The sequence below is a fragment of the Streptomyces sp. NPDC094448 genome, from assembly GCF_044763775.1.
Classification (GTDB): Bacteria; Actinomycetota; Actinomycetes; order Streptomycetales; family Streptomycetaceae; genus Streptomyces.
The window spans coordinates 109,828-128,451 of record NZ_JBIWGU010000009.1; the positions used below are offsets into that span (position 1 = coordinate 109,828).

At 73.4% G+C, this 18,624-nt stretch carries 11 protein-coding genes; 7 read left to right on the forward strand and 4 right to left on the reverse strand.

Annotation, left to right across the window (positions count from 1 at the left end; all coding sequences use genetic code 11):
- Positions 1–8: 8 nt before the first annotated feature.
- The 4 genes from ACIQ9E_RS18940 to ACIQ9E_RS18955 all read right to left on the reverse strand — a co-directional run bounded on the left by ACIQ9E_RS18940 (position 9) and on the right by ACIQ9E_RS18955 (position 9,002).
- Positions 9–752: a VWA domain-containing protein gene (locus ACIQ9E_RS18940; protein WP_403708392.1), complete on the reverse strand. Its 744-nt coding sequence runs from the start codon at positions 750–752 to the stop codon at positions 9–11.
- 409 nt (positions 753–1,161) lie between these two features.
- Entirely contained in the window at positions 1,162–2,622 is a 1,461-nt protein-coding gene (locus tag ACIQ9E_RS18945; protein WP_403708394.1) for a glutamate synthase subunit beta, read from the reverse strand.
- Positions 2,615–7,240, reverse strand: coding sequence for a glutamate synthase large subunit (gene gltB / locus ACIQ9E_RS18950; RefSeq protein ID WP_403708396.1), 4,626 nt, complete (start codon positions 7,238–7,240; stop codon positions 2,615–2,617). Before gltB ends, ACIQ9E_RS18945 begins: the two co-directional genes overlap by 8 nt.
- Positions 7,241–8,273: 1,033 nt before the next feature.
- A complete protein-coding gene (locus ACIQ9E_RS18955) occupies positions 8,274–9,002 on the reverse strand; it encodes a VIT1/CCC1 transporter family protein (RefSeq protein WP_403708398.1) in 729 nt (242 codons plus the stop codon).
- Between the two features lie 330 nt (positions 9,003–9,332).
- On the opposite strand from ACIQ9E_RS18955, the gene ACIQ9E_RS18960 reads away from it, so the two are divergent.
- The 7 genes from ACIQ9E_RS18960 to ACIQ9E_RS18990 all read left to right on the forward strand — a co-directional run bounded on the left by ACIQ9E_RS18960 (position 9,333) and on the right by ACIQ9E_RS18990 (position 18,469).
- Positions 9,333–10,439, forward strand: a complete 1,107-nt coding sequence (locus tag ACIQ9E_RS18960) for an ADP-ribosylglycohydrolase family protein (RefSeq protein WP_403708400.1) — start codon at positions 9,333–9,335, stop codon at positions 10,437–10,439.
- Between the two features lie 569 nt (positions 10,440–11,008).
- Entirely contained in the window at positions 11,009–12,385 is a 1,377-nt protein-coding gene (locus ACIQ9E_RS18965; RefSeq protein WP_403708828.1) for an ADP-ribosylglycohydrolase family protein, read from the forward strand.
- Positions 12,309–13,478 (forward strand): ADP-ribosylglycohydrolase family protein, encoded by a 1,170-nt coding sequence (locus ACIQ9E_RS18970; protein ID WP_403708402.1) that lies wholly within the window; start codon positions 12,309–12,311, stop codon positions 13,476–13,478. The genes ACIQ9E_RS18965 and ACIQ9E_RS18970 overlap by 77 nt, the downstream gene beginning before the upstream one ends.
- A 41-nt stretch (positions 13,479–13,519) precedes the next feature.
- Positions 13,520–15,244: an ADP-ribosylglycohydrolase family protein gene (locus ACIQ9E_RS18975; RefSeq protein WP_403708404.1), complete on the forward strand. Its 1,725-nt coding sequence runs from the start codon at positions 13,520–13,522 to the stop codon at positions 15,242–15,244.
- Positions 15,241–16,236: a ribokinase gene (gene rbsK, locus ACIQ9E_RS18980; RefSeq protein ID WP_403708406.1), complete on the forward strand. Its 996-nt coding sequence runs from the start codon at positions 15,241–15,243 to the stop codon at positions 16,234–16,236. The genes ACIQ9E_RS18975 and rbsK overlap by 4 nt, the downstream gene beginning before the upstream one ends.
- Positions 16,233–17,660, forward strand: coding sequence for a CaiB/BaiF CoA transferase family protein (locus ACIQ9E_RS18985; RefSeq protein WP_403708408.1), 1,428 nt, complete (start codon positions 16,233–16,235; stop codon positions 17,658–17,660). The genes rbsK and ACIQ9E_RS18985 overlap by 4 nt, the downstream gene beginning before the upstream one ends.
- Positions 17,657–18,469 (forward strand): HpcH/HpaI aldolase/citrate lyase family protein, encoded by an 813-nt coding sequence (locus ACIQ9E_RS18990; protein ID WP_403708410.1) that lies wholly within the window; start codon positions 17,657–17,659, stop codon positions 18,467–18,469. Before ACIQ9E_RS18985 ends, ACIQ9E_RS18990 begins: the two co-directional genes overlap by 4 nt.
- The last annotated feature ends 155 nt before the right edge of the window (positions 18,470–18,624 follow it).

Consider the following 18,624-nt stretch of genomic DNA (forward strand, 5'->3'; position numbering starts at 1 on the left):
GGCCCGGCCTACTGGATGATGCCCTGCGCCCGCGCGGCCGCCAGCCAGCGGGGGAACTCGCCCACCATCCGGTCGTACAGCTCGCCGTCCGGCACCCGCCGCGGGTCCTCACCGGCGTGGAAGAAACCGGCGTTGTCCACCGCCCGTTTCTCCGGGACGGGCAGTTCGTCGAGTCTGCGGAGGAAGTCGAATTGTCTGCTGTGGGTGTTCCCGAAGCCGATGAACTGCCAGAACAGCGGAAGTTTCGAGGATTTGCAGAGATAGCGTTCGGCGGCGAGCTTGTTGATGGGGCCGCCGTCGGTCTGGAAGACGACCAGCGCCGGGTCGACGGCCCCGCTGTCGATGTAGTGGCCGATGACGGCGTCCATCGCCAGGTGATAGCTGGTCTTCCCCATATGGCCGAGCCCGGCGACGATCTTCGCCACCCGCCCGTGGTGGTCGCCGAGGGCGATGTCCGTGACGGCGTCGATATCGGTGGAGAAGAAGACCGTCGGCACCCGGCCGTCGTCGTCGAGGTTGACGGAGAGACCGAGCACCCGGTCGGCCAGGGCCTGCACACTGCCGTCCCGGTAGTAGTCCTTCATCGAACCGGAGTAGTCGAGGACGAGATAGACGGCGGCCCGCAGTCCGCCCAGACCGTGCCGGTGCAGGGAGACCCCGGCCGATTTGTAGAGGTCGACCAGCTCAGGGGCCTGCTCCTCGACCTTCCGCAGACTGATCGCCGGTCCCCCGGCGGTACGCCAAACGGCCATGCACACGGCTCCGTTCCCTCGGTCCGGCGGTGCACGGAACACGCGGACAGCACGGCCGGCCCGGGCAGCAGGGTGGCGCGAGCAGCACGGCGGCAGGGCTCCGGCGGACGCATGATCGGCAGATCGCCTCGTAGGCCGAGATTACGTCAGGAGTACGACAGTTGATGCCGTTCGGCCGGGATCACCGGCCCCGCGGTGGGGGCGGATGATCCCGGCCGGGACACGCCGCAGCGCCTGCCCGGGGTCCGGTCGGGGACGGGGCAGGCGCCGCGATCAGTTCCGTACGCCGTTGTACGGGACGTCTTCCGGCCCTCCGGCGCTGTCGCGCACCGGAGTGCCGTGGGTCGTCTCCGGTGGATCCGGCCGGGGCTCGCGCCGTTCCGGCCGGTCCGGGGAGAGACTTCCCGGGTCAGACCGTCAGGGCGCGGTCCGTCGGGCGGATCGGGGCGGGCAGTTCGCTCGCGCCGGTCAGGAAGCGGTCGACACCGCGCGCCGCCGAACGGCCCTCGGCGATCGCCCAGACGATCAGCGACTGGCCGCGGCCGGCGTCACCGGCGACGAAGACCCCGTCGACGTTGGTCGCGAAATCGGCGTCACGGGCGACGTTGCCGCGGTCGTCCAGCTCCAGGCCGAACTGCTCGACGAGCCCGTTGGACCGGTCGGTGCCGGTGAAGCCCATCGCCAGCGTCACCAGCTGGGCCGGGATCCGGCGCTCGGTGCCGGGCCTCGGGGTGAGCTTCCCGTCGGTGAAGTCGACCTCCACCAGGTGCAGGGCGGCCACGTTGCCGTCCTCGTCGCCTTCGAAACGGGTGGTCGAGACGGCGTACACGCGCTCGCCGCCCTCCTCGTGGGCCGAGGTCACCTTGTAGAGCATCGGGAACGTCGGCCACGGCTGGCCGGCGCTGCGCTCCTCGCCCGGCCTGGGCATGATCTCCAGCTGGGTGACGGAGGCCGCGCCCTGCCGGTGGGCGGTGCCGACGCAGTCCGCTCCGGTGTCGCCGCCGCCGATGACGACGACGTGCTTGCCCTCGGCGGTGATCGGCGGGGCGACGAAGTCGCCCTCCTGCACCTTGTTGGCGAGCGGCAGGTACTCCATCGCGAAGTGGATGCCGTTCAGCTCCCGGCCGGGGACGGGCAGATCGCGGGAGACGGTGGCCCCGGCGGCGATGACGACGGCGTCGTAGCGGCGGCGCAGCTGGGCCGCGTCGACGTCCACACCGATCTCCACCTCGGTACGGAACTTGGTGCCCTCCGCGCGCATCTGCTCGATACGGCGGTTGATGTGCACCTTCTCCATCTTGAACTCGGGGATGCCGTACCGCAGGAGTCCGCCGATGCGGTCGGCCCGCTCGTAGACCGCGACGGTGTGGCCGGCCCGGGTGAGCTGCTGGGCGGCGGCCAGACCGGCCGGTCCCGAGCCGATGACGGCGACCGTCTTGCCGGAGAGCCGGTCCGGGGGCTGCGGGGTGACGTCGCCCGAGTCCCACGCCTTGTCGATGATGGAGACCTCGACGTTCTTGATGGTGACCGCGGGCTGGTTGATGCCCAGCACACAGGCCGCCTCGCAGGGCGCGGGGCAGAGCCGCCCGGTGAACTCGGGGAAGTTGTTGGTGGCGTGCAGCCGCTCGGAGGCGGCGGCCCAGTCCTCCCGGTAGGCGTAGTCGTTCCACTCGGGGATCAGGTTCCCGAGCGGGCAGCCGTTGTGGCAGAACGGGATGCCGCAGTCCATGCAGCGCCCGGCCTGCTTGCTGATGATCGGCAGCAGGGAGCCGGGGACGTAGACCTCGTTCCAGTCCTTGAGGCGTTCGCCGACCGGACGGGTCTTTGCGACCTCGCGGCCGGTGGTCAGGAAGCCCTTGGGGTCAGCCATGGGTCGCCGCCTCCATCATCTTCTCGGTGGTCTCCTGCTCGGAGAGACCGGCCAGCTCAGCGGCGTCCTTGGCGGCGAGCACTGCCTTGTACGTGGTCGGGATGATCTTGCTGAAGCGGGCGGCGTTCGGCTCCCAGTCGGCGAGCAGCTTTCCGGCGACGGTGGAGCCCGTCTCCTCCTGGTGGCGGCGCACGACGTCGTGCAGCCACTGCCGGTCGGAGTCGGTCAGCGGCTCGACGGCCGCCAGGTTGCCCGCGTTGACGTTGTCGCGGTCGAGGTCGACGACGTACGCGACGCCGCCGGACATACCGGCCGCGAAATTGCGCCCGGTCTCGCCGAGGACGACGGCACGGCCGCCGGTCATGTACTCGCAGCCGTGGTCGCCGACACCTTCGGAGACCACGGTCGCGCCGGAGTTGCGGACGCAGAACCGCTCGCCGGTACGGCCGCGGAGGAAGATCTCGCCGCCGGTGGCCCCGTAGGCGATGGTGTTGCCCGCGATGGTGGAGTACTCGGCGAGGTGGTCGGCCGCCCGGTCCGGGCGGACGACGACGCGGCCGCCGGAGAGGCCCTTGCCGACGTAGTCGTTGGCGTCGCCCTCCAGCCGGAGCGTGACACCGCGGGGCACGAAGGCGCCGAAGGACTGGCCCGCCGAACCGGTGAAGGTGATGTCGATGGTGTCGTCGGGGAGCCCGGCGCCGCCGAAGCGGCGGGTGACCTCGTAGCCGAGCATCGTGCCGACGGTCCGGTTGATGTTCCGGATCGCGACCTGGGCGCGCACCGGCTGGGCCGCCTCGGCGGACTCGGCGTTGAGCGCGTCGGCCGCCAGCTTCACCAGCTGGTTGTCCAGCGCCTTCGCCAGCCCGTGGTCCTGCTCGACCAGGGCGTGGCGGACCGCGCCCTCGGCCAGCTCGGGCACGTGGAACAGCGGCGCCAGGTCGAGGCCCTGGCCCTTGAAGTGGTGCACCGCGCGGGCGGTGTCCAGCAGCTCGGCGTGGCCGACGGCCTCCCGGAGGGTACGGAAGCCCAGCTCGGCGAGGAGTTCGCGGACCTCCTCGGCGATGAACTCGAAGAAGTTGACGACGTACTCGGCCTTGCCGGAGAAGCGGTCGCGCAGCACCGGGTTCTGGGTGGCGATGCCGACCGGGCAGGTGTCGAGGTGGCAGACGCGCATCATGACGCAGCCGGAGACGACGAGCGGCGCGGTGGCGAAGCCGAACTCCTCGGCGCCCAGCAGGGCGGCGATGACGACGTCACGGCCGGTCTTGAGCTGGCCGTCGGTCTGGACGACGATCCGGTCGCGCAGACCGTTGAGCAGCAGCGTCTGCTGGGTCTCGGCCAGGCCCAGCTCCCAGGGGCCGCCCGCGTGCTTGAGGCTGGTGAGCGGGGAGGCGCCGGTGCCGCCGTCGTGGCCGGAGATCAGCACGACATCGGCGTGGGCCTTGGAGACGCCCGCGGCGACGGTGCCGACACCGACCTCGGAGACCAGCTTGACGTGGATCCGGGCCTGCGGGTTGGCGTTCTTCAGATCGTGGATCAGCTGCGCGAGATCCTCGATGGAGTAGATGTCGTGGTGCGGCGGCGGGGAGATCAGTCCGACGCCGGGGGTGGAGTGCCGGGTCTTGGCCACCCACGGGTAGACCTTGTGGCCGGGCAGCTGGCCGCCCTCGCCGGGCTTGGCGCCCTGGGCCATCTTGATCTGGATGTCGTCGGCGTTGACGAGGTACTCGCTGGTGACGCCGAAGCGGCCGGAGGCGACCTGCTTGATGGACGAGCGGCGCTCGGGGTCGTACAGGCGCTCCGGGTCCTCGCCTCCCTCACCGGTGTTGGACTTGCCGCCGAGGCGGTTCATCGCGATGGCGAGGGTCTCGTGGGCCTCGCGGGAGATGGAGCCGTACGACATCGCACCGGTGGAGAACCGCTTGACGATCTCGGAGACCGGCTCGACCTCGTCCAGCGGCACGGGCTCACGGCCCTCGGCGAAGCCGAACAGGCCGCGGAGCGTCATCAGCCGCTCGGACTGTTCGTTCACCCGGTCCGTGTACTGCTTGAAGATGTCGTAGCGGCGGGTGCGGGTGGCGTGCTGGAGCCGGAAGACGGTGTCCGGGTCGAAGAGGTGCGGCTCGCCCTCGCGGCGCCACTGGTACTCGCCGCCGATGTCCAGCGCGCGGTGCGCCGAGGCGACCCCGGACACCGGGTACGCCTTGGCGTGGCGGGCGGCGACCTCGCCGGCGATCACCGCGATACCGGCGCCGCCGATCTTGGACGCGGTGCCGTCGAAGTAGGTGCCGACGAAGCCCTCGTCGAGGCCGATGGCCTCGAAGACCTGGGCTCCGCGGTAGGAGGCGACGGTCGAGATGCCCATCTTGGACATGACCTTCAGCACGCCCTTGCCGAGCGCGTAGATCAGGTTGCGGATGGCCTGCTCGGGCTCGATGCCGTTGATGAAGGTGTCGGCGCGGACGAGGTCCTCGACGGACTCCATGGCCAGATACGGGTTGACCGCGGCGGCGCCGTAGCCGATGAGCAGCGCGACATGGTGGACCTCGCGCACATCGCCCGCCTCGACCAGCAGCCCCACCTTGGTGCGCTGCTTGGTGCGGATGAGGTGGTGGTGCACGGCGGAGGTGAGCAGCAGCGACGGGATCGGCGCATGCTCGGCGTCGGAGTGCCGGTCGGAGAGGACGATCAGCCGGGCGCCGCCCTCGATGGCGGTGTCGGCCTCGGCGCAGACGGCCTCCAGCCGGGCGGCGAGCGCGTCACCGCCGCCGGAGACCCGGTAGAGGCCGGAGAGCGTGACCGCCTTCATCCCCGGCATATCGCCGTCGGCGTTGATGTGGATGAGCTTGGCCAGCTCGTCGTTGTCGATCACCGGGAAGGGGAGGGTGACGCTGCGGCAGGAGGCGGCGTTGGGGTCGAGCAGATTGCCGCCGGGGCCCAGCGACGAGTGCAGGGACGTCACCAGCTCCTCGCGGATGGCGTCCAGCGGCGGGTTCGTCACCTGCGCGAACAGCTGGGTGAAGTAGTCGAACAGCAGCCGGGGGCGCTCGGAGAGGGCGGCGATCGGGGAGTCCGTACCCATGGAGCCGATCGGCTCCGTGCCGGTGCGCGCCATGGGGGCGAGCAGGACCCGCAGCTCCTCCTCGGTGTAGCCGAAGGTCTGCTGGCGGCGGGTGACGGAGGCGTGGGTGTGGACGATGTGCTCGCGCTCGGGCAGGTCGCTCAGTTCGATGGTGCCCGCGTCCAGCCACTCGGCGTACGGCTGCTCGGCGGCGAGCGACGACTTGATCTCGTCGTCCTCGATGATCCGGTGCTCGACGGTGTCCACGAGGAACATCCGGCCGGGCTGGAGGCGGCCCTTGCGGACGACCTTGGCGGGGTCGATGTCGAGGACGCCGACCTCGGAGGAGAGGACCACCAGGCCGTCGTCGGTGACCCAGTAGCGGCCGGGGCGGAGTCCATTGCGGTCGAGGACCGCACCGACCTGGGTGCCGTCGGTGAAGGTGACGCAGGCGGGGCCGTCCCACGGCTCCATCATCGTGGAGTGGTACTGGTAGAAGGCGCGCCGGGCCGGGTCCATGGAGTCGTGGTTCTCCCACGCCTCGGGGACCATCATCAGCACCGAGTGCGGCAGGGAGCGGCCGCCGAGGTGGAGCAGCTCCAGCACCTCGTCGAAGGAGGCAGAGTCGGAGGCGTCCGGCGTACAGACCGGGAAGATGCGGTCCAGCTCGCGCTCGCCGAAGACGTCGCTGACGAGCTGGGACTCCCGGGCCCGCATCCAGTTGCGGTTGCCCTTGACCGTGTTGATCTCGCCGTTGTGGGCGACGAAGCGGTACGGGTGGGCCAGCGGCCAGCTCGGGAAGGTGTTGGTGGAGAACCGGGAGTGGACGAGGGCGATCGCGGTGGCGAGGCGCCGGTCCGACAGGTCCGGGAAGAAGGGCTCCAGCTGCCCGGTGGTGAGCATGCCCTTGTAGACGATGGTGCGGGCGGAGAGAGAGGGGAAGTACACCCCGGCCTCGCGCTCGGCCCGCTTGCGCAGGACGAAGGCCTTGCGGTCCAGGGCCAGGCCCGTGCTCCGCCCGTCGGCGACGAAGAGCTGGCGGAAGACCGGCATGGTGGCGCGGGCGCCGTTGCCGAGGAGGTCGGGGGTGACCGGGACCTCGCGCCAGCCGAGGACCGTGAGGCCCTCCTCGCGGGCAATCGTCTCGATACGCGAGACGGCGGTCTCGGTGGCACTCTCCGTGCCGTCCGCACCGTCGGCGGCGGCTGCGCCATCGGTGGACTCGGCGGCCACAGTGGCGCTGTGCGGCAGGAAGGCGGTGCCGACGGCGTAGGCGCCGGGCTCGGGCAGTTCGAAGCCGCTGACCTCGCGGAGGAACGCGTCCGGCACCTGCAGCAGGATTCCGGCGCCGTCCCCCGAGTCGGGTTCCGATCCGGTCGCGCCGCGGTGCTCCAGATTCCGCAGGACCGTCAGCGCCTGTTCCACCAGCTCATGGCTGGCCACACCGGTAAGGGTGGCCACGAACCCGACACCGCAGGCGTCGTGCTCGTTACGGGGGTCGTACATCCCCTGAGGGGCGGGGCGACCGTCCATGGGCGACCAGGCGTCGGAACGCATCGGCTCTCCCGTCGTCGTCGTGGCATGTGCTGTGCCGAGGGACGACGTTGGCCCTCTGCGAAATTTCGTGCAGGTTACATGATGGAATGATTCCCGAGAAGTGGATTTCTCATTCCAGCATGCGGACAACCGCGGTGGGTGTGTGGTCGTCGGTTCCGTGCCGGGGATCGGATGTCGAGGCGGGATTCTGCGGATTCCGCCGGCCCGGGGGCGAGCGGGCTTCATTGCCCGCGGCGCCTTCGGCTCATGCCCGGTGACGGCGCTGTCGAAACCGCCCGCTCACCTGCTTTCGCGGGCGCCGGGCCCAGTGTCTCAGACCCGGCGGCCCACGGCCCCTCCAGGTGGGCCTCCCGGGGATCCTCCCCAGGCGGGGAGGGTGGCGGAAGGGGCCGTACGGCCGATGGGGCACCGGGTCGGGGGCGCGGAGCCCAGGGCGGGTGCCGTGTTACGGAGGGTGAGATACCGCTGTTTGCGGGAGCTGCCGGAGGCAGCGGTACGGGGCATCCGGGCGGGCGGGTCCGGGACCGGTGGTACGGGAGGCGCGGCCGAGGCCGGTTCAGCGGCGGTACGGCCCGCGGCGCGGTCCCGAACCGGGGTGCGAGGCACCGGGGGATCCGGGCCCCGGCACCGGAATCCGGACCCGGCCCCGGTACGGGCCGCCCGGCCGGGCTCCGGGACCGGCAGTACCGGCCGCCCGGCCGCCGTCCGGACCGGGCCGAGCCGCCGGAGCGCCCGTGCCCGTACGGGAACGGGCTCCGGTCCACGGCCCGGCGCCGGAGGGCTACGGCGTCCGGAACACGGCCCGGCGCCGGAGGGCTACGGCGTCCGGAACACGACCGCCCGACCACGACCGCCCGGAGCGCCCGGCCCCGTACCGGAGAGCGCGCCGCCCCCGTTTCCGGCCCCGGCGGCCCACGGCGCCCCGGGCCACAGCCGCCCGGCTCGCCCCGGCCGGGGCGGATCCGACCGCCCCCGGGGCTGTGCGAGCCCGCGGATCCCGGCGACTTCCCCGGGGTCGGCACGCCCGGCGCGGCTACAGTGCCGCGCCCAGCGCGGCACCCAGACCGTAGGTCAGCGCCGCCGCCACACCGCCCAGCACGAGCTGCCGCAGACCGCTGAACCACCAGCTACGGGCGGTGACACGTGCCACAAGCGCACCGGCGCCGAAGAGTCCGATCAGGGCCAGCAGCACCGCGGGCCACAGCGCGGTCGCACCCAGGAGATAGGGCAGCAGCGGCACCAGCGCGCCGAGGGCGAACGCCCCGAACGAGGAGACCGCCGCGACCAGCGGCGACGGCAGATCGTCCGGGTCGATCCCCAGCTCCTCCCGGGCGTGGATCTCCAGCGCCTGCTCGGGGTCGCGGGAGAGCTGCACCGCGACCTCCCGCGCCAGCGCCGGTTCGACGCCCCGCGATACGTACAGCGCCGCCAGCTCCTCCATCTCGTCCACCGGATGCCTGCGCAATTCGCGCCGCTCCACGTCCAGTTCGGCCTGGACCAGCTCCCGCTGGGAAGCGACCGAGGTGTACTCGCCCGCGGCCATGGAGAACGCGCCGGCCGCGAGACCGGCGAGACCGGTGATGACGATCGTCTGCGGGGCGACCGCTCCGCCCGCGACACCGGTCATCAGCGCCAGATTGGAGACCAGCCCGTCCATCGCACCGAAGACCGCGGGCCGCAGCCAGCCGCCGTTGACATCCCGGTGCGTGTGGTTGTCGCGGTGCGCCTCGTGCAGGCTCGCGACGGACTCGATGACGGCCACGGTTCTCCCCTTCTGTCGTGCCACGCCCTCCCGGGCGGCCGGGCCATGGGCCCCACGGCCCCGAGGGCCGGTTACCGGGCAGCCCTGAAGACCTCTTCACTGCCGGAACGTTCGCCCCGGCAGACCCCTGAACCATCTGAACGATCTCGAAAATACGCGCGATGTAAGGGGCGCGCCAGCAAGGCAGGGCATACTTACCTGGGCTCCAGCGGGTGACAATCAGCGCCATCAACGCATTTCTCGGTGGTTATCGGTGTTTCGCGGTCTTGTGACGCTTCGTGTGTGGCACAGATGCAGACAACAGGCTCGCGCGCGAAAGGGGCCCGCATCATGGAGTTGGTTGCATGCAATCCCGTCGATCCGTTCGACGGCGCGCCACTACCCCCGACGGCCCCGGCGGGCATCGCGCCGGTCCCCGCCGTCTCCGCTCCGCCCCTGCACGACCGGGCCTGCGGCGCGCTGCTGGGGCTGGCGGTGGGCGACGCACTCGGCGCCCCCGCGGAGAACATGCGGCCGTCCGAGATCCGCCGCCGCTGGGGCCGGATCGAAGGTTTCGTCGACAACGACCCGGCCGGTACGGACGACACCGAGTACGCGATCTTCTCCGGTCTCCTCCTCGCCCGCCACGGCTCCGCGCTGACCGTGGCCCATGTCGAACAGGCCTGGCACCACTGGATCGCCGACCTCGACGAAGGGCCGTTCCGCGGTGCGGGCTTCAGCGAGCGCGGCACCCTGGAGAACCTGCGGCGCGGACTCGCCGCGCCCATCTCGGCGCAGCACCGGCACGCATGGAGCGACGGACTGGCCATGCGGGCCGCGCCGTTCGGGGTCTTCGCGGCCGGCCGCCCCCTGGAGGCGGCCCGGCTGGTCACGATCGACGGCTCCGTGAGCCACGACGGCGAGGGGATCTACGGCGGCCAGGCAGTCGCCGCGGGAGTTGCCGCCGCGATGTCGGGCGCGGGTCCGGCGGGGGTGATCGGGGCGGCCCTCTCGGTGATTCCGATGGACTCGTGGACGGCCCGTTCCCTGCGCCGGGGTGTCGTCACCGCGCAGCGTTCGTACCCCGACGCGCTGTCGATGGAGCGCGCGGTCCGCTCGTCGGTGGTCATCGGCGGCTATCCGTGGACGGACCTCGCGCCGGAGGCGGTGGGGCTGGCGTTCGGCGCGTTCACGGCGGCACGCGGGGACTTCCGTACGTCGGTGCTCACGGCGGTCAACATGGGCCGGGACGCCGATACGACGGCCGCCGTCGCGGGCGCGCTGGCGGGAGCGTTGCAGGGTGCCGGGGCGATTCCGGCGGAGTGGGCGGCGGCGATCGGCCCGGTCCGGGGCAGTTGTCTGCCGTCGATGGCGGGCCATCACATCCTCGACATCGCCGATCTGCTGATCCCCGACGAGCTGCCGGGCCACGGCGGGGATCCGGAGGCGGCGTCGTGACCACCGGCACGGAGGAGGGCCTGGCGCCCTCGGAACCGGCCCCGGCCGCGGCCGGTCCGTCCTCGGAGCCGGCCCCGGGCACGGCCGGTCCCTCCCCGGGGCCGGCCCCGGCCCCCGGCCCGGGACAGGAACCGGGCTCCGCACGGGCCGAGGCCCCGGCTCCGGACGGCGGTCCGCCCGGCCGCCCCGGGGAGGCCGGACCGGCAGACGGCGGCCGGGAGCGCGGGAAGGAACGGTACGAGTCCGGCCCGCGCCGCCCGGAGGCGGGGACCGGCCTGACCGCGGCCGACGTTGGAACGGCCCGCCCGGTGCGCCGCTCCCCGGCGGGGACGGGGACCGTGTCCGGATCCGCGGGCCCGGACGGTGCCGGTGCCGGTGCCCGGGGAGGAGGACCGGCCACGGCCGCCCTCGCCACCGGCAGGACCGCGGCCTCGTCCCCGTCCGAGGCCGTCGCGAGGACCGTTGCCCGTACCGACGGCGCCGGGACCGCCGACCGTGCGACGACGACCGGCCACGGACCGGGAACCGACGCCGACGCCGACGCTGATGCTGACGCCGACCGCACGACGATCACCGGCGATGCGCCGGGCACCAACGCCGCGCTCGCCCTCACGACGACCACCGGCCACGGACCGGACACCGGTGCCACGAGCCGTACGGAATCCCGCCCCGGCGCCGCGACGGCCACCGCCCCGCCCGCCGCCGCCGTACTCGTCCCGCGCCCGGCGGGGGCCGCCGCCGCGCGCCGCCCCGTCGAAGGGCTGCTCCTCGGGCTGGCCGCCGGGGACGCCGCCGGGTGGCCCGCCGCGCGGCACCGGGCCGCGCGGATGCCCGAGTGGACCCGGCGGCTCACCCGTGAGCTGGACACCTTCGCCGAGCAGAACGCGACCACCACCCTCCCCGTGCCCATCGCCCTCAACCAGCCGCCCGAACCCCTCCGCCTCGGCCCCTCCGACGACGCCGAGTGGGCCGCCTTCGCCGCGGAGACCGTCCTGACGGCGGCCGGTGAGCTGTTCGCGGCGATGCCGCCGGAACACCGGCCGCGCGCCGCCGTGGACCTGGCGTGGAACTCCCTCGCCGCCGAGGTCGCCGCGGCCGCCGCCCGGGCCCCCGAGGTGGAGTCGGCGGTCCTGCCGCTGCGGGCGAGGATCTCCGTACGGGCGGGGCTCGGCAATCTCGCCACCGGACTGCGGCCGCCCGCGACCGGCCACGACAATCCGCACTATTTCGACGACGCGGCTTGTGTACGGGCCGCGGTGCTCGCGGTCGTCCATCCCGGCGACCCGGAAGCCGCCGCCGGACTCGCGGAGTTCGACGCCCGCTACACCCAGGACGGCGACGGGGTCCACGGCGCGCGGGCCATGGCCGCCGCCGTGGCGGCCGCACTCGGCGGCGCGGACGTCGACGAAGCCGTCGACGCCGCCCTCGCCCAGCTCCCCGACACCACCGAGATCGGCCGCAACGGCCGGCACGCGGTCCGGCTGGCCCGGTCCCTCACGGGCGACTGCGCGGCGTTCGCGCTCGTACCGCTGCTGGAGCATCAGATCGTCGACCACGTCTACAGCTACGGCATCGCCGCGGCGGAGACCGTTCCGGTGGCGCTGGCCGTGGCGACGGCGGCCCGCGGCCGGGTCGCCGAGGCGGTGCCGACGGCTGCCTGCCTGTCCCGGGTCGCCGATTCGGCACCGGCCCTCGCCGGGGCCCTGACCGGGGCACTCGGCGGCGGCACGGCCGTTCCGGCCTCCTGGCGGGAGGCCTGCCGCACCCTCGCGGGCTGTGCGCTGCCCCGGCTCGCGGGCACCGATCTGGTGGAACTCGCCGGACGCCTGGCACCCGCGGAACAGACCACCCCGGGTGGACAATTCCGACATGACGCCAACAACACACACGACAAGCGGACTCGACGACCGCATCGCGGGCGCGCTGACGGGCGCGGCGGTCGGTGACGCGCTCGGGGGCCCCGTCGAGGGGTACACACCCGAGCAGATCGCGGAGCGGCACGGCGGGCGGGTCCAGGGCATCGTCGGGCCCTGGAACGGGGACGATTGGCGCACCGCGCGCCCCATCGCCCCGTACCATAAGGGCAACGGCCACATCACCGACGACACCCTGATGACCCATGCACTGATCAGGGTGTACGCGACGGTACGGGATCACCTCGACGCCCATGCCGTCGCCGAGCACCTGGTGCCCGACCTGATGGGCACACCCCGGTGGATCCCGGAGCTGGAGGCGGAGGCCCTGCCGCTCCAGCGCATCTTCCTGGCGGAGAAGTGGCTGGTGGCACGGCTCCACTACGGGCACATCGACCCCCGCGAGGCGGGCAGCGGCAATATCGTCAACTGCGGTGCGGCGATGTACATGGCGCCCGTCGGGCTGGTCAACGCGGCCGATCCGGCCGCCGCGTACGCCGAGGCGCTCGATATCGCGGGCGCGCACCAGTCGTCCTACGGACGGGAGGCGGCCGGTGTCTTCGCGGCCTCCGTCGCCGCGGCCTGTACCCCGGGCGCCACACCGGCCTCGGTCGTGGACACGGCGCTCTCGCTGGCCAAGGACGGGACCCGGGCGGCGATCGAAGCGGTCGCGGAAGTCGCCGTACGGCATACGGACTTCGAGCCCGCCCTCACTCCGCTGCGGGCGGCGATGACCCCCTACGACACGGTCGGCCCGGACTACCGCTCCCCCGGTCTCGGCGCGCGCCGGCCCTCGCGGCTGCACGCCGTCGAGGAGCTGCCGATCGCCCTGGGCATGCTGCTGATCGGCGGCGGCGACTACCGGCGTTCGGTGCTGGGGGCGGTGAACTACGGCCGGGACTGCGATTCCATCGCCACCATGGCGGGCGCGATCTCGGGCGCGCTGCACGGCGCGGCGGTCGTACCGCACGAATGGGCGAAGACGGTCGCCGAGGCGAGCAGGCTGGATCTGGACGCCCCGGCCCGGGAACTCGCGGCGGTCGCCCGGGAGGTCTTCGTCCGGGACACGGCCCGCCGCCGGGCCCGGGAAGAGGCGTTCACCCTGCTGACGGAGGCTCCCCGGTGAAACCGATGCACCCGGCGCCAACGGCGTCACCGGTGCCCCCGATGAACCCGGCGCTCCCGGCGGCCTCCGCACCGCCGGGCCGGGGCGGCGGGGGGCTGCGGCTCACCTGGGTGCAGCCGGAGGACCTCGTCGGTCACGAGTTGCGGCAGGCCGCGGAGGACGGGCGGGACCCGGGGGCCGTCGCCGCGGTGGCGGCCCGGTGGGAGGCGGCGGGCGGTTCGGCAGCGCCCCCGGCCGCGGGCGCCTCCCCCGCCCCCGCCCCGCCCGGACTGCGCGCACTCGCGGGCCGACTCCTCGACGAACTCGACGAACTCGCCGAACTCGCCGCACTCGACGAACTCTCGGAACCCGCCGATCCGCGGTACGGCTCCGCGGCGCACGAGCCCACGGACCTGTCCGCGATCCTGGCCGCCTGTCCCGACTGGCCGGCGTCGGACGGCGGGACCACTCCCCCGGGCGGCCGGGCGGCCGGGACCGGGCGGACGGGCGCCGGGAGCCCGGCGGCGCGCCGGACCCGCCCGGGACCGGGCACCGGCTACACCGACGCCCTGCACGCCGCCTGGCTGGGCCGGGCCGCGGGGTGTCTGCTGGGCAAACCGGTGGAGAAACTGCCGCTGGCCGGAATCCGGGCGCTGGCCGCCGCGACCGGCAACTGGCCGCTGCGGAGCTGGTTCACCGCCGAAGGGCTGCCCGGCGAACTGGCGCGGGCCCACCCCTGGAACCGCCGCTCCGCGCCGACGTCGCTCGCCGAGAACATCGACGGGATGCCGGAGGACGACGATCTCAACTATCCGCTGCTCAACCTGGTTCTGCTGCGCAGATACGGACGCGGATTCCGCACCCAGGACGTCGCGGCGCTCTGGCTGGACGAGCTGCCCGCCGGGCGCACCTTCACCGCCGAGCGCGTCGCCTACCGCAATCTGCTCTGCGGGGTGGAACCGCCGGACACCGCCCGGCTGCGCAATCCGTTCCGGGAGTGGATCGGGGCGGCCATCCGTGCCGATGTCCACGGCTGGACGAACCCCGGCAATCCGGGCGCGGCCGCCGCCCAGGCCTACCGGGACGCGGCCCTCACCCATACGGCGAACGGTATTTACGGCGCGATGTTCGTCGCCGCGACCGTCGCCGCGGCGGCGGGCGGCCGGATCGGCAGCCGCGTCGACGGCCGTGGTAGCCGAGACAACGGTGAGGACCACGAGGACCACGAGGACCACGAGGGCCGTGCAGGCCATAAGGGTCATGAGGGTCATGAGGGCGGTTCCGGCCACAGCGTCGCCGCCGGTCGGGGCGGCCGCGGCAGTGGCAGTGGCGGGGGCGGCGGGATCACCGTCCACCGGGCGCTGGCCGCCGGGCTCACCGTCGTCCCACCGGGCTCCCGGCTGGCCCGTGCGGTCAGGCTGGGCATTGCCGCGGCCCGCGCGGAACCCTCGTTCGACACGGTCGTCGACCGGCTCCACCGGGAGCTGGGCCACTATCACTGGGTGCACGCCGTCCCCAACGCCGCCCTGCTCGCCGCCGCCCTCACCCACGCCGACGGCGATTTCTCCGGCTCCATCTGCCGTGCGGTGTCCGGCGGCTGGGACACCGACTCCAACGGGGCCACCGCGGGGTCCGTCGCCGGACTCCTCGCCGGGCATCCGGACCGGATCCCCGGACACTGGACCGCCCCTCTGCGCAACCGGCTCGCCACCTCCGTCCCCGGATTCGACGGCATCGGCTTCGACGTCCTCGCCCACCTCACGCATCAGGAGGCCCTCCGCCCATGACAGCCATCGTGGTGCTCGGCAGCACCAATATGGACCTCGTCGCCTATGTCGGCCGCGCGCCGCGGCGCGGAGAGACCGTGACGGGACGGGAGTTCCGGACGGTCCCGGGCGGCAAGGGCGCCAACCAGGCCGTCGCCGCCGCCCGCGCGGGCGGGGACGTCGCCATGATCGGTGCGGTCGGCGCCGACGCCTTCGGCAGACAGCTCCGGCACACGCTGGAGGCGTCCGGAGTCGACACCGATCTTCTGCACACCGCGGAAGGCCCCTCCGGCACCGCCCATATCGTCGTCGACGACGAAGGCGGCAACGCGATCGTCGTCGTACCCGGCGCCAACGGCACCGTCACGGCCCTCGGCCCCGGCGACGAAACCCTGATCGCCGGCGCCGGCAGTCTGCTGCTCCAACTCGAACTCCCCCTCTCGGTCGTCGTCGAAGGCGCCACCGCGGCACGCCGCCACGGGGTACGGACCGTCCTCACTCCGGCCCCGGCCCGGGTCCTGCCGCCCGGACTGCTCGCCGTCACCGACCTCCTGATCCCCAATGAGCACGAGGCGACCCTGCTCACCGGGCTCACCGACCCGGAGGCGGCCGCCGGGGCGCTGCTCGCACAGGTACCGGAGGTCGTGATCACCCTCGGCGCCCGTGGCTGTCTGTACGCCCACCGGAACGGCGCCAGGGTCCGGGTCCCGGCACCTCCGGTCACCGCCGTGGACACCACCGCCGCCGGTGACACCTTCACCGGCGCACTCGCGGTGGCCTTCGGCGAAGGCAGACCGGTCGAAGACGCCCTGCGCTGGGCCTCGTGCGCGGCGGCACTGGGCGTCCAGCGGGAGGGCGCTTCGACGTCGATGCCCTACCGCCCGGAGATCGACGCCGAGTACACCAGGGCGACGGACGCTCCCCCGGACGAGCTGCCGCACCCGGCCACGGAGCCCCGCCGCACCGATGCCGCCGCGCCCGCCACCAACTCCGAGATCGGCAACCCCTCATGACCGCTGCCCCCGCCACGCCCTCCTCCGGCGCCGCCCCACCACCCGAACCACCCGGCACCCCCACTCCCAAAACACCCAGCACACCCAGTACCCCCGGAGCCACGGAGCGGCCGGGGCCGTCCGGGGCCGCCCTCCCGTCCACAGCGACCACACCGGCCGCCCCCTCCGGACCCGCCGCATCGCACCCGGCCCCCGGCGCAGCGCCCTCCCTCCTGTCGACCCCGGCGGCCGGGCCCCCCGCCGCACCTCTGCACGGGCTGCGCGTCCTCGACCTGGCCACCCTCTTCGCCGGGCCGCTCGCCGCCACCCTGCTCGGCGACTTCGGCGCCGAAGTGGTCAAGGTCGAGCATCCCCGCCGCCCCGACCCCTCCCGGGGCCACGGCCCCGCCAAGGACGGCATCGGCCTCTGGTGGAAACTGCTGGGCCGCAACAAACGGACCATCACCCTCGACCTGTCCGCCCCCGGCGGCCGGGACACCCTGCTCAAACTGGCCGCCGGCGCCGATGTGATCATCGAGAACTTCCGCCCCGGCACCCTGGAGAAGTGGGGCCTCGGCTGGGAGGAGCTGCGCCGGGCCAATCCGCGGCTGGTGCTGGCCCGGGTCACCGGCTTCGGCCAGTCCGGCCCGTACTCCCACCGCCCCGGTTTCGGCACCCTCGCCGAGGCCATGAGCGGCTTCGCCGCCGCCACCGGCGAGCCCGACGGCCCACCGACCCTCCCTCCTTTCGGTCTCGCCGACTCCATCGCCGCCCTCGCCACCTCCTACGCCGTGATGACCGCTCTGGCGGCCCGGACCGCCACCGGCCGGGGCCAGGTGGTCGACATGGCGATCATCGAGCCGATCCTGACCGTCCTCGGACCACAGCCGCTCTGGTACGACCAACTGGGCTATGTCCAGCCCCGGCTGGGCAACCGCTCCCGCAACAACGCGCCCCGCAACACGTATCGCACGGCCGACGACTGCTGGGTGGCCGTTTCCACCTCCGCCCAGTCGGTCGCCGAGCGGGTGATGCGGCTGGTCGGCCGCCCCGCGCTGATCGACGAACCCTGGTTCGCCACCGGGAGCGGCCGGGCCGAGCACGCCGACGAGCTGGACGAGGCCGTCGGCGCCTGGATCGCCCGGCGGCCCCGCTCCGAGGTACTGGCCGCCTTCGAGAAGGCCGAGGCGGCGATCGCACCCGTCTACGACATCCGGGACGTGATGGACGATCCCCAGTACCGGGCGCTGGACACCGTCACCGAGGTCGAGGACCCGGAGCTGGGCACCATCCGTATGCAGAACGTCCTCTTCCGGCTCTCGGAGACCCCCGGCGCGATCCGCTGGACCGGCCGCCCCCACGGCGCCGACACCGATGCCGTCCTCACCGAACTCGGTCTGACCGCCGACGATATCTCCGCACTCCGCGCCCAGGGGGCCCTGTGAACATCCCCCTCACCTATCTCTACGCCCCCGGCGACCGCCCCGCGGTCGTCCTGAAAGCCGTCCGCTCGGGCGCCGACGTCGTCATCGTCGACCTGGAGGACGCCGTCGCCCCGGACCGCAAGAAATACGCGCTCGCCGCGACCGCCGAACTGCTCATGGACCCGCAGCCACTCCCCGTCCATGTCCGCATCAACTCCCCCCGCTCACCCGAAGAGATCGAAACCCTGACCGGACTGCCCGGCCTGAGTGCCCTCCGTGTTCCCAAGGTGACACACGGCACTGACATTCCCCCCGTCGCGGACCTCGCCCCCGGTGTCCCGCTCTATCCCCTGCTGGAATCGGCGCTGGCCATCGAGCACGCCTACGCCATCGCGAGCGCCCATCCCGCCGTCCGGGGCATCGGTATCGGGGAAGCCGACCTCCGGGCCGATCTCGGGATCCGGGACGGCAGCCCGGCTCTGGACTGGCCGCGCTCGCGGATCGTGGTGGCCGCCCGTGCCGCCGGTCTGGCGCCCCCGGCGCAGTCGGTCTTCCCGGACATCCGCGATCTGGACGCGCTCTACGCCTCCTGCACCCACGGCCGCAGCCTCGGCTTCGTGGGGCGCGCCGCCATCCACCCCCGGCAGCTTCCCGTGATCGAACGCGCCTTCCGGCCGACCCCGCAGGAGATCGCCGCGGCCGCGGCCGTGGTCAAGGCCGCGGCGGCCGACGAGGGCGCCCAGGCCCTGCCCGACGGCCGTTTCGTCGATGCGGCGATCGTGGCGGCGGCGGAGCGCACCCTCCTGCTGGCCCGCCGCGAAGCGCCCTGAGCCCCCGCGCACGGGGCGCGGAGCCGGAGTTCCGGTCCGGGCAGCCGCAGCCGCAGCGGCCCGGCAACGGCAAGGGGCCGCCGGGACGCTCTTCGTCCCGGCGGCCCCTTGCCGCCTGCCGTCGATTCCTGTCCGCGGGCGCTCCGCACCCGAGG

Bases quoted from the DNA above. Each gene is read 5' to 3' on its own strand.
- ACIQ9E_RS18940 (WP_403708392.1), bottom strand. From the start codon at position 752: ATGGCCGTTTGGCGTACCGCCGGGGGACCGGCGATCAGTCTGCGGAAG.
- ACIQ9E_RS18945 (WP_403708394.1), bottom strand. From the start codon at position 2,622: ATGGCTGACCCCAAGGGCTTCCTGACCACCGGCCGCGAGGTCGCAAAG.
- gltB (WP_403708396.1), bottom strand. From the start codon at position 7,240: ATGCGTTCCGACGCCTGGTCGCCCATGGACGGTCGCCCCGCCCCTCAG.
- ACIQ9E_RS18960 (WP_403708400.1), top strand. From the start codon at position 9,333: ATGGAGTTGGTTGCATGCAATCCCGTCGATCCGTTCGACGGCGCGCCA.
- ACIQ9E_RS18970 (WP_403708402.1), top strand. From the start codon at position 12,309: ATGACGCCAACAACACACACGACAAGCGGACTCGACGACCGCATCGCG.
- ACIQ9E_RS18975 (WP_403708404.1), top strand. From the start codon at position 13,520: ATGAACCCGGCGCTCCCGGCGGCCTCCGCACCGCCGGGCCGGGGCGGC.
- rbsK (WP_403708406.1), top strand. From the start codon at position 15,241: ATGACAGCCATCGTGGTGCTCGGCAGCACCAATATGGACCTCGTCGCC.
- ACIQ9E_RS18985 (WP_403708408.1), top strand. From the start codon at position 16,233: ATGACCGCTGCCCCCGCCACGCCCTCCTCCGGCGCCGCCCCACCACCC.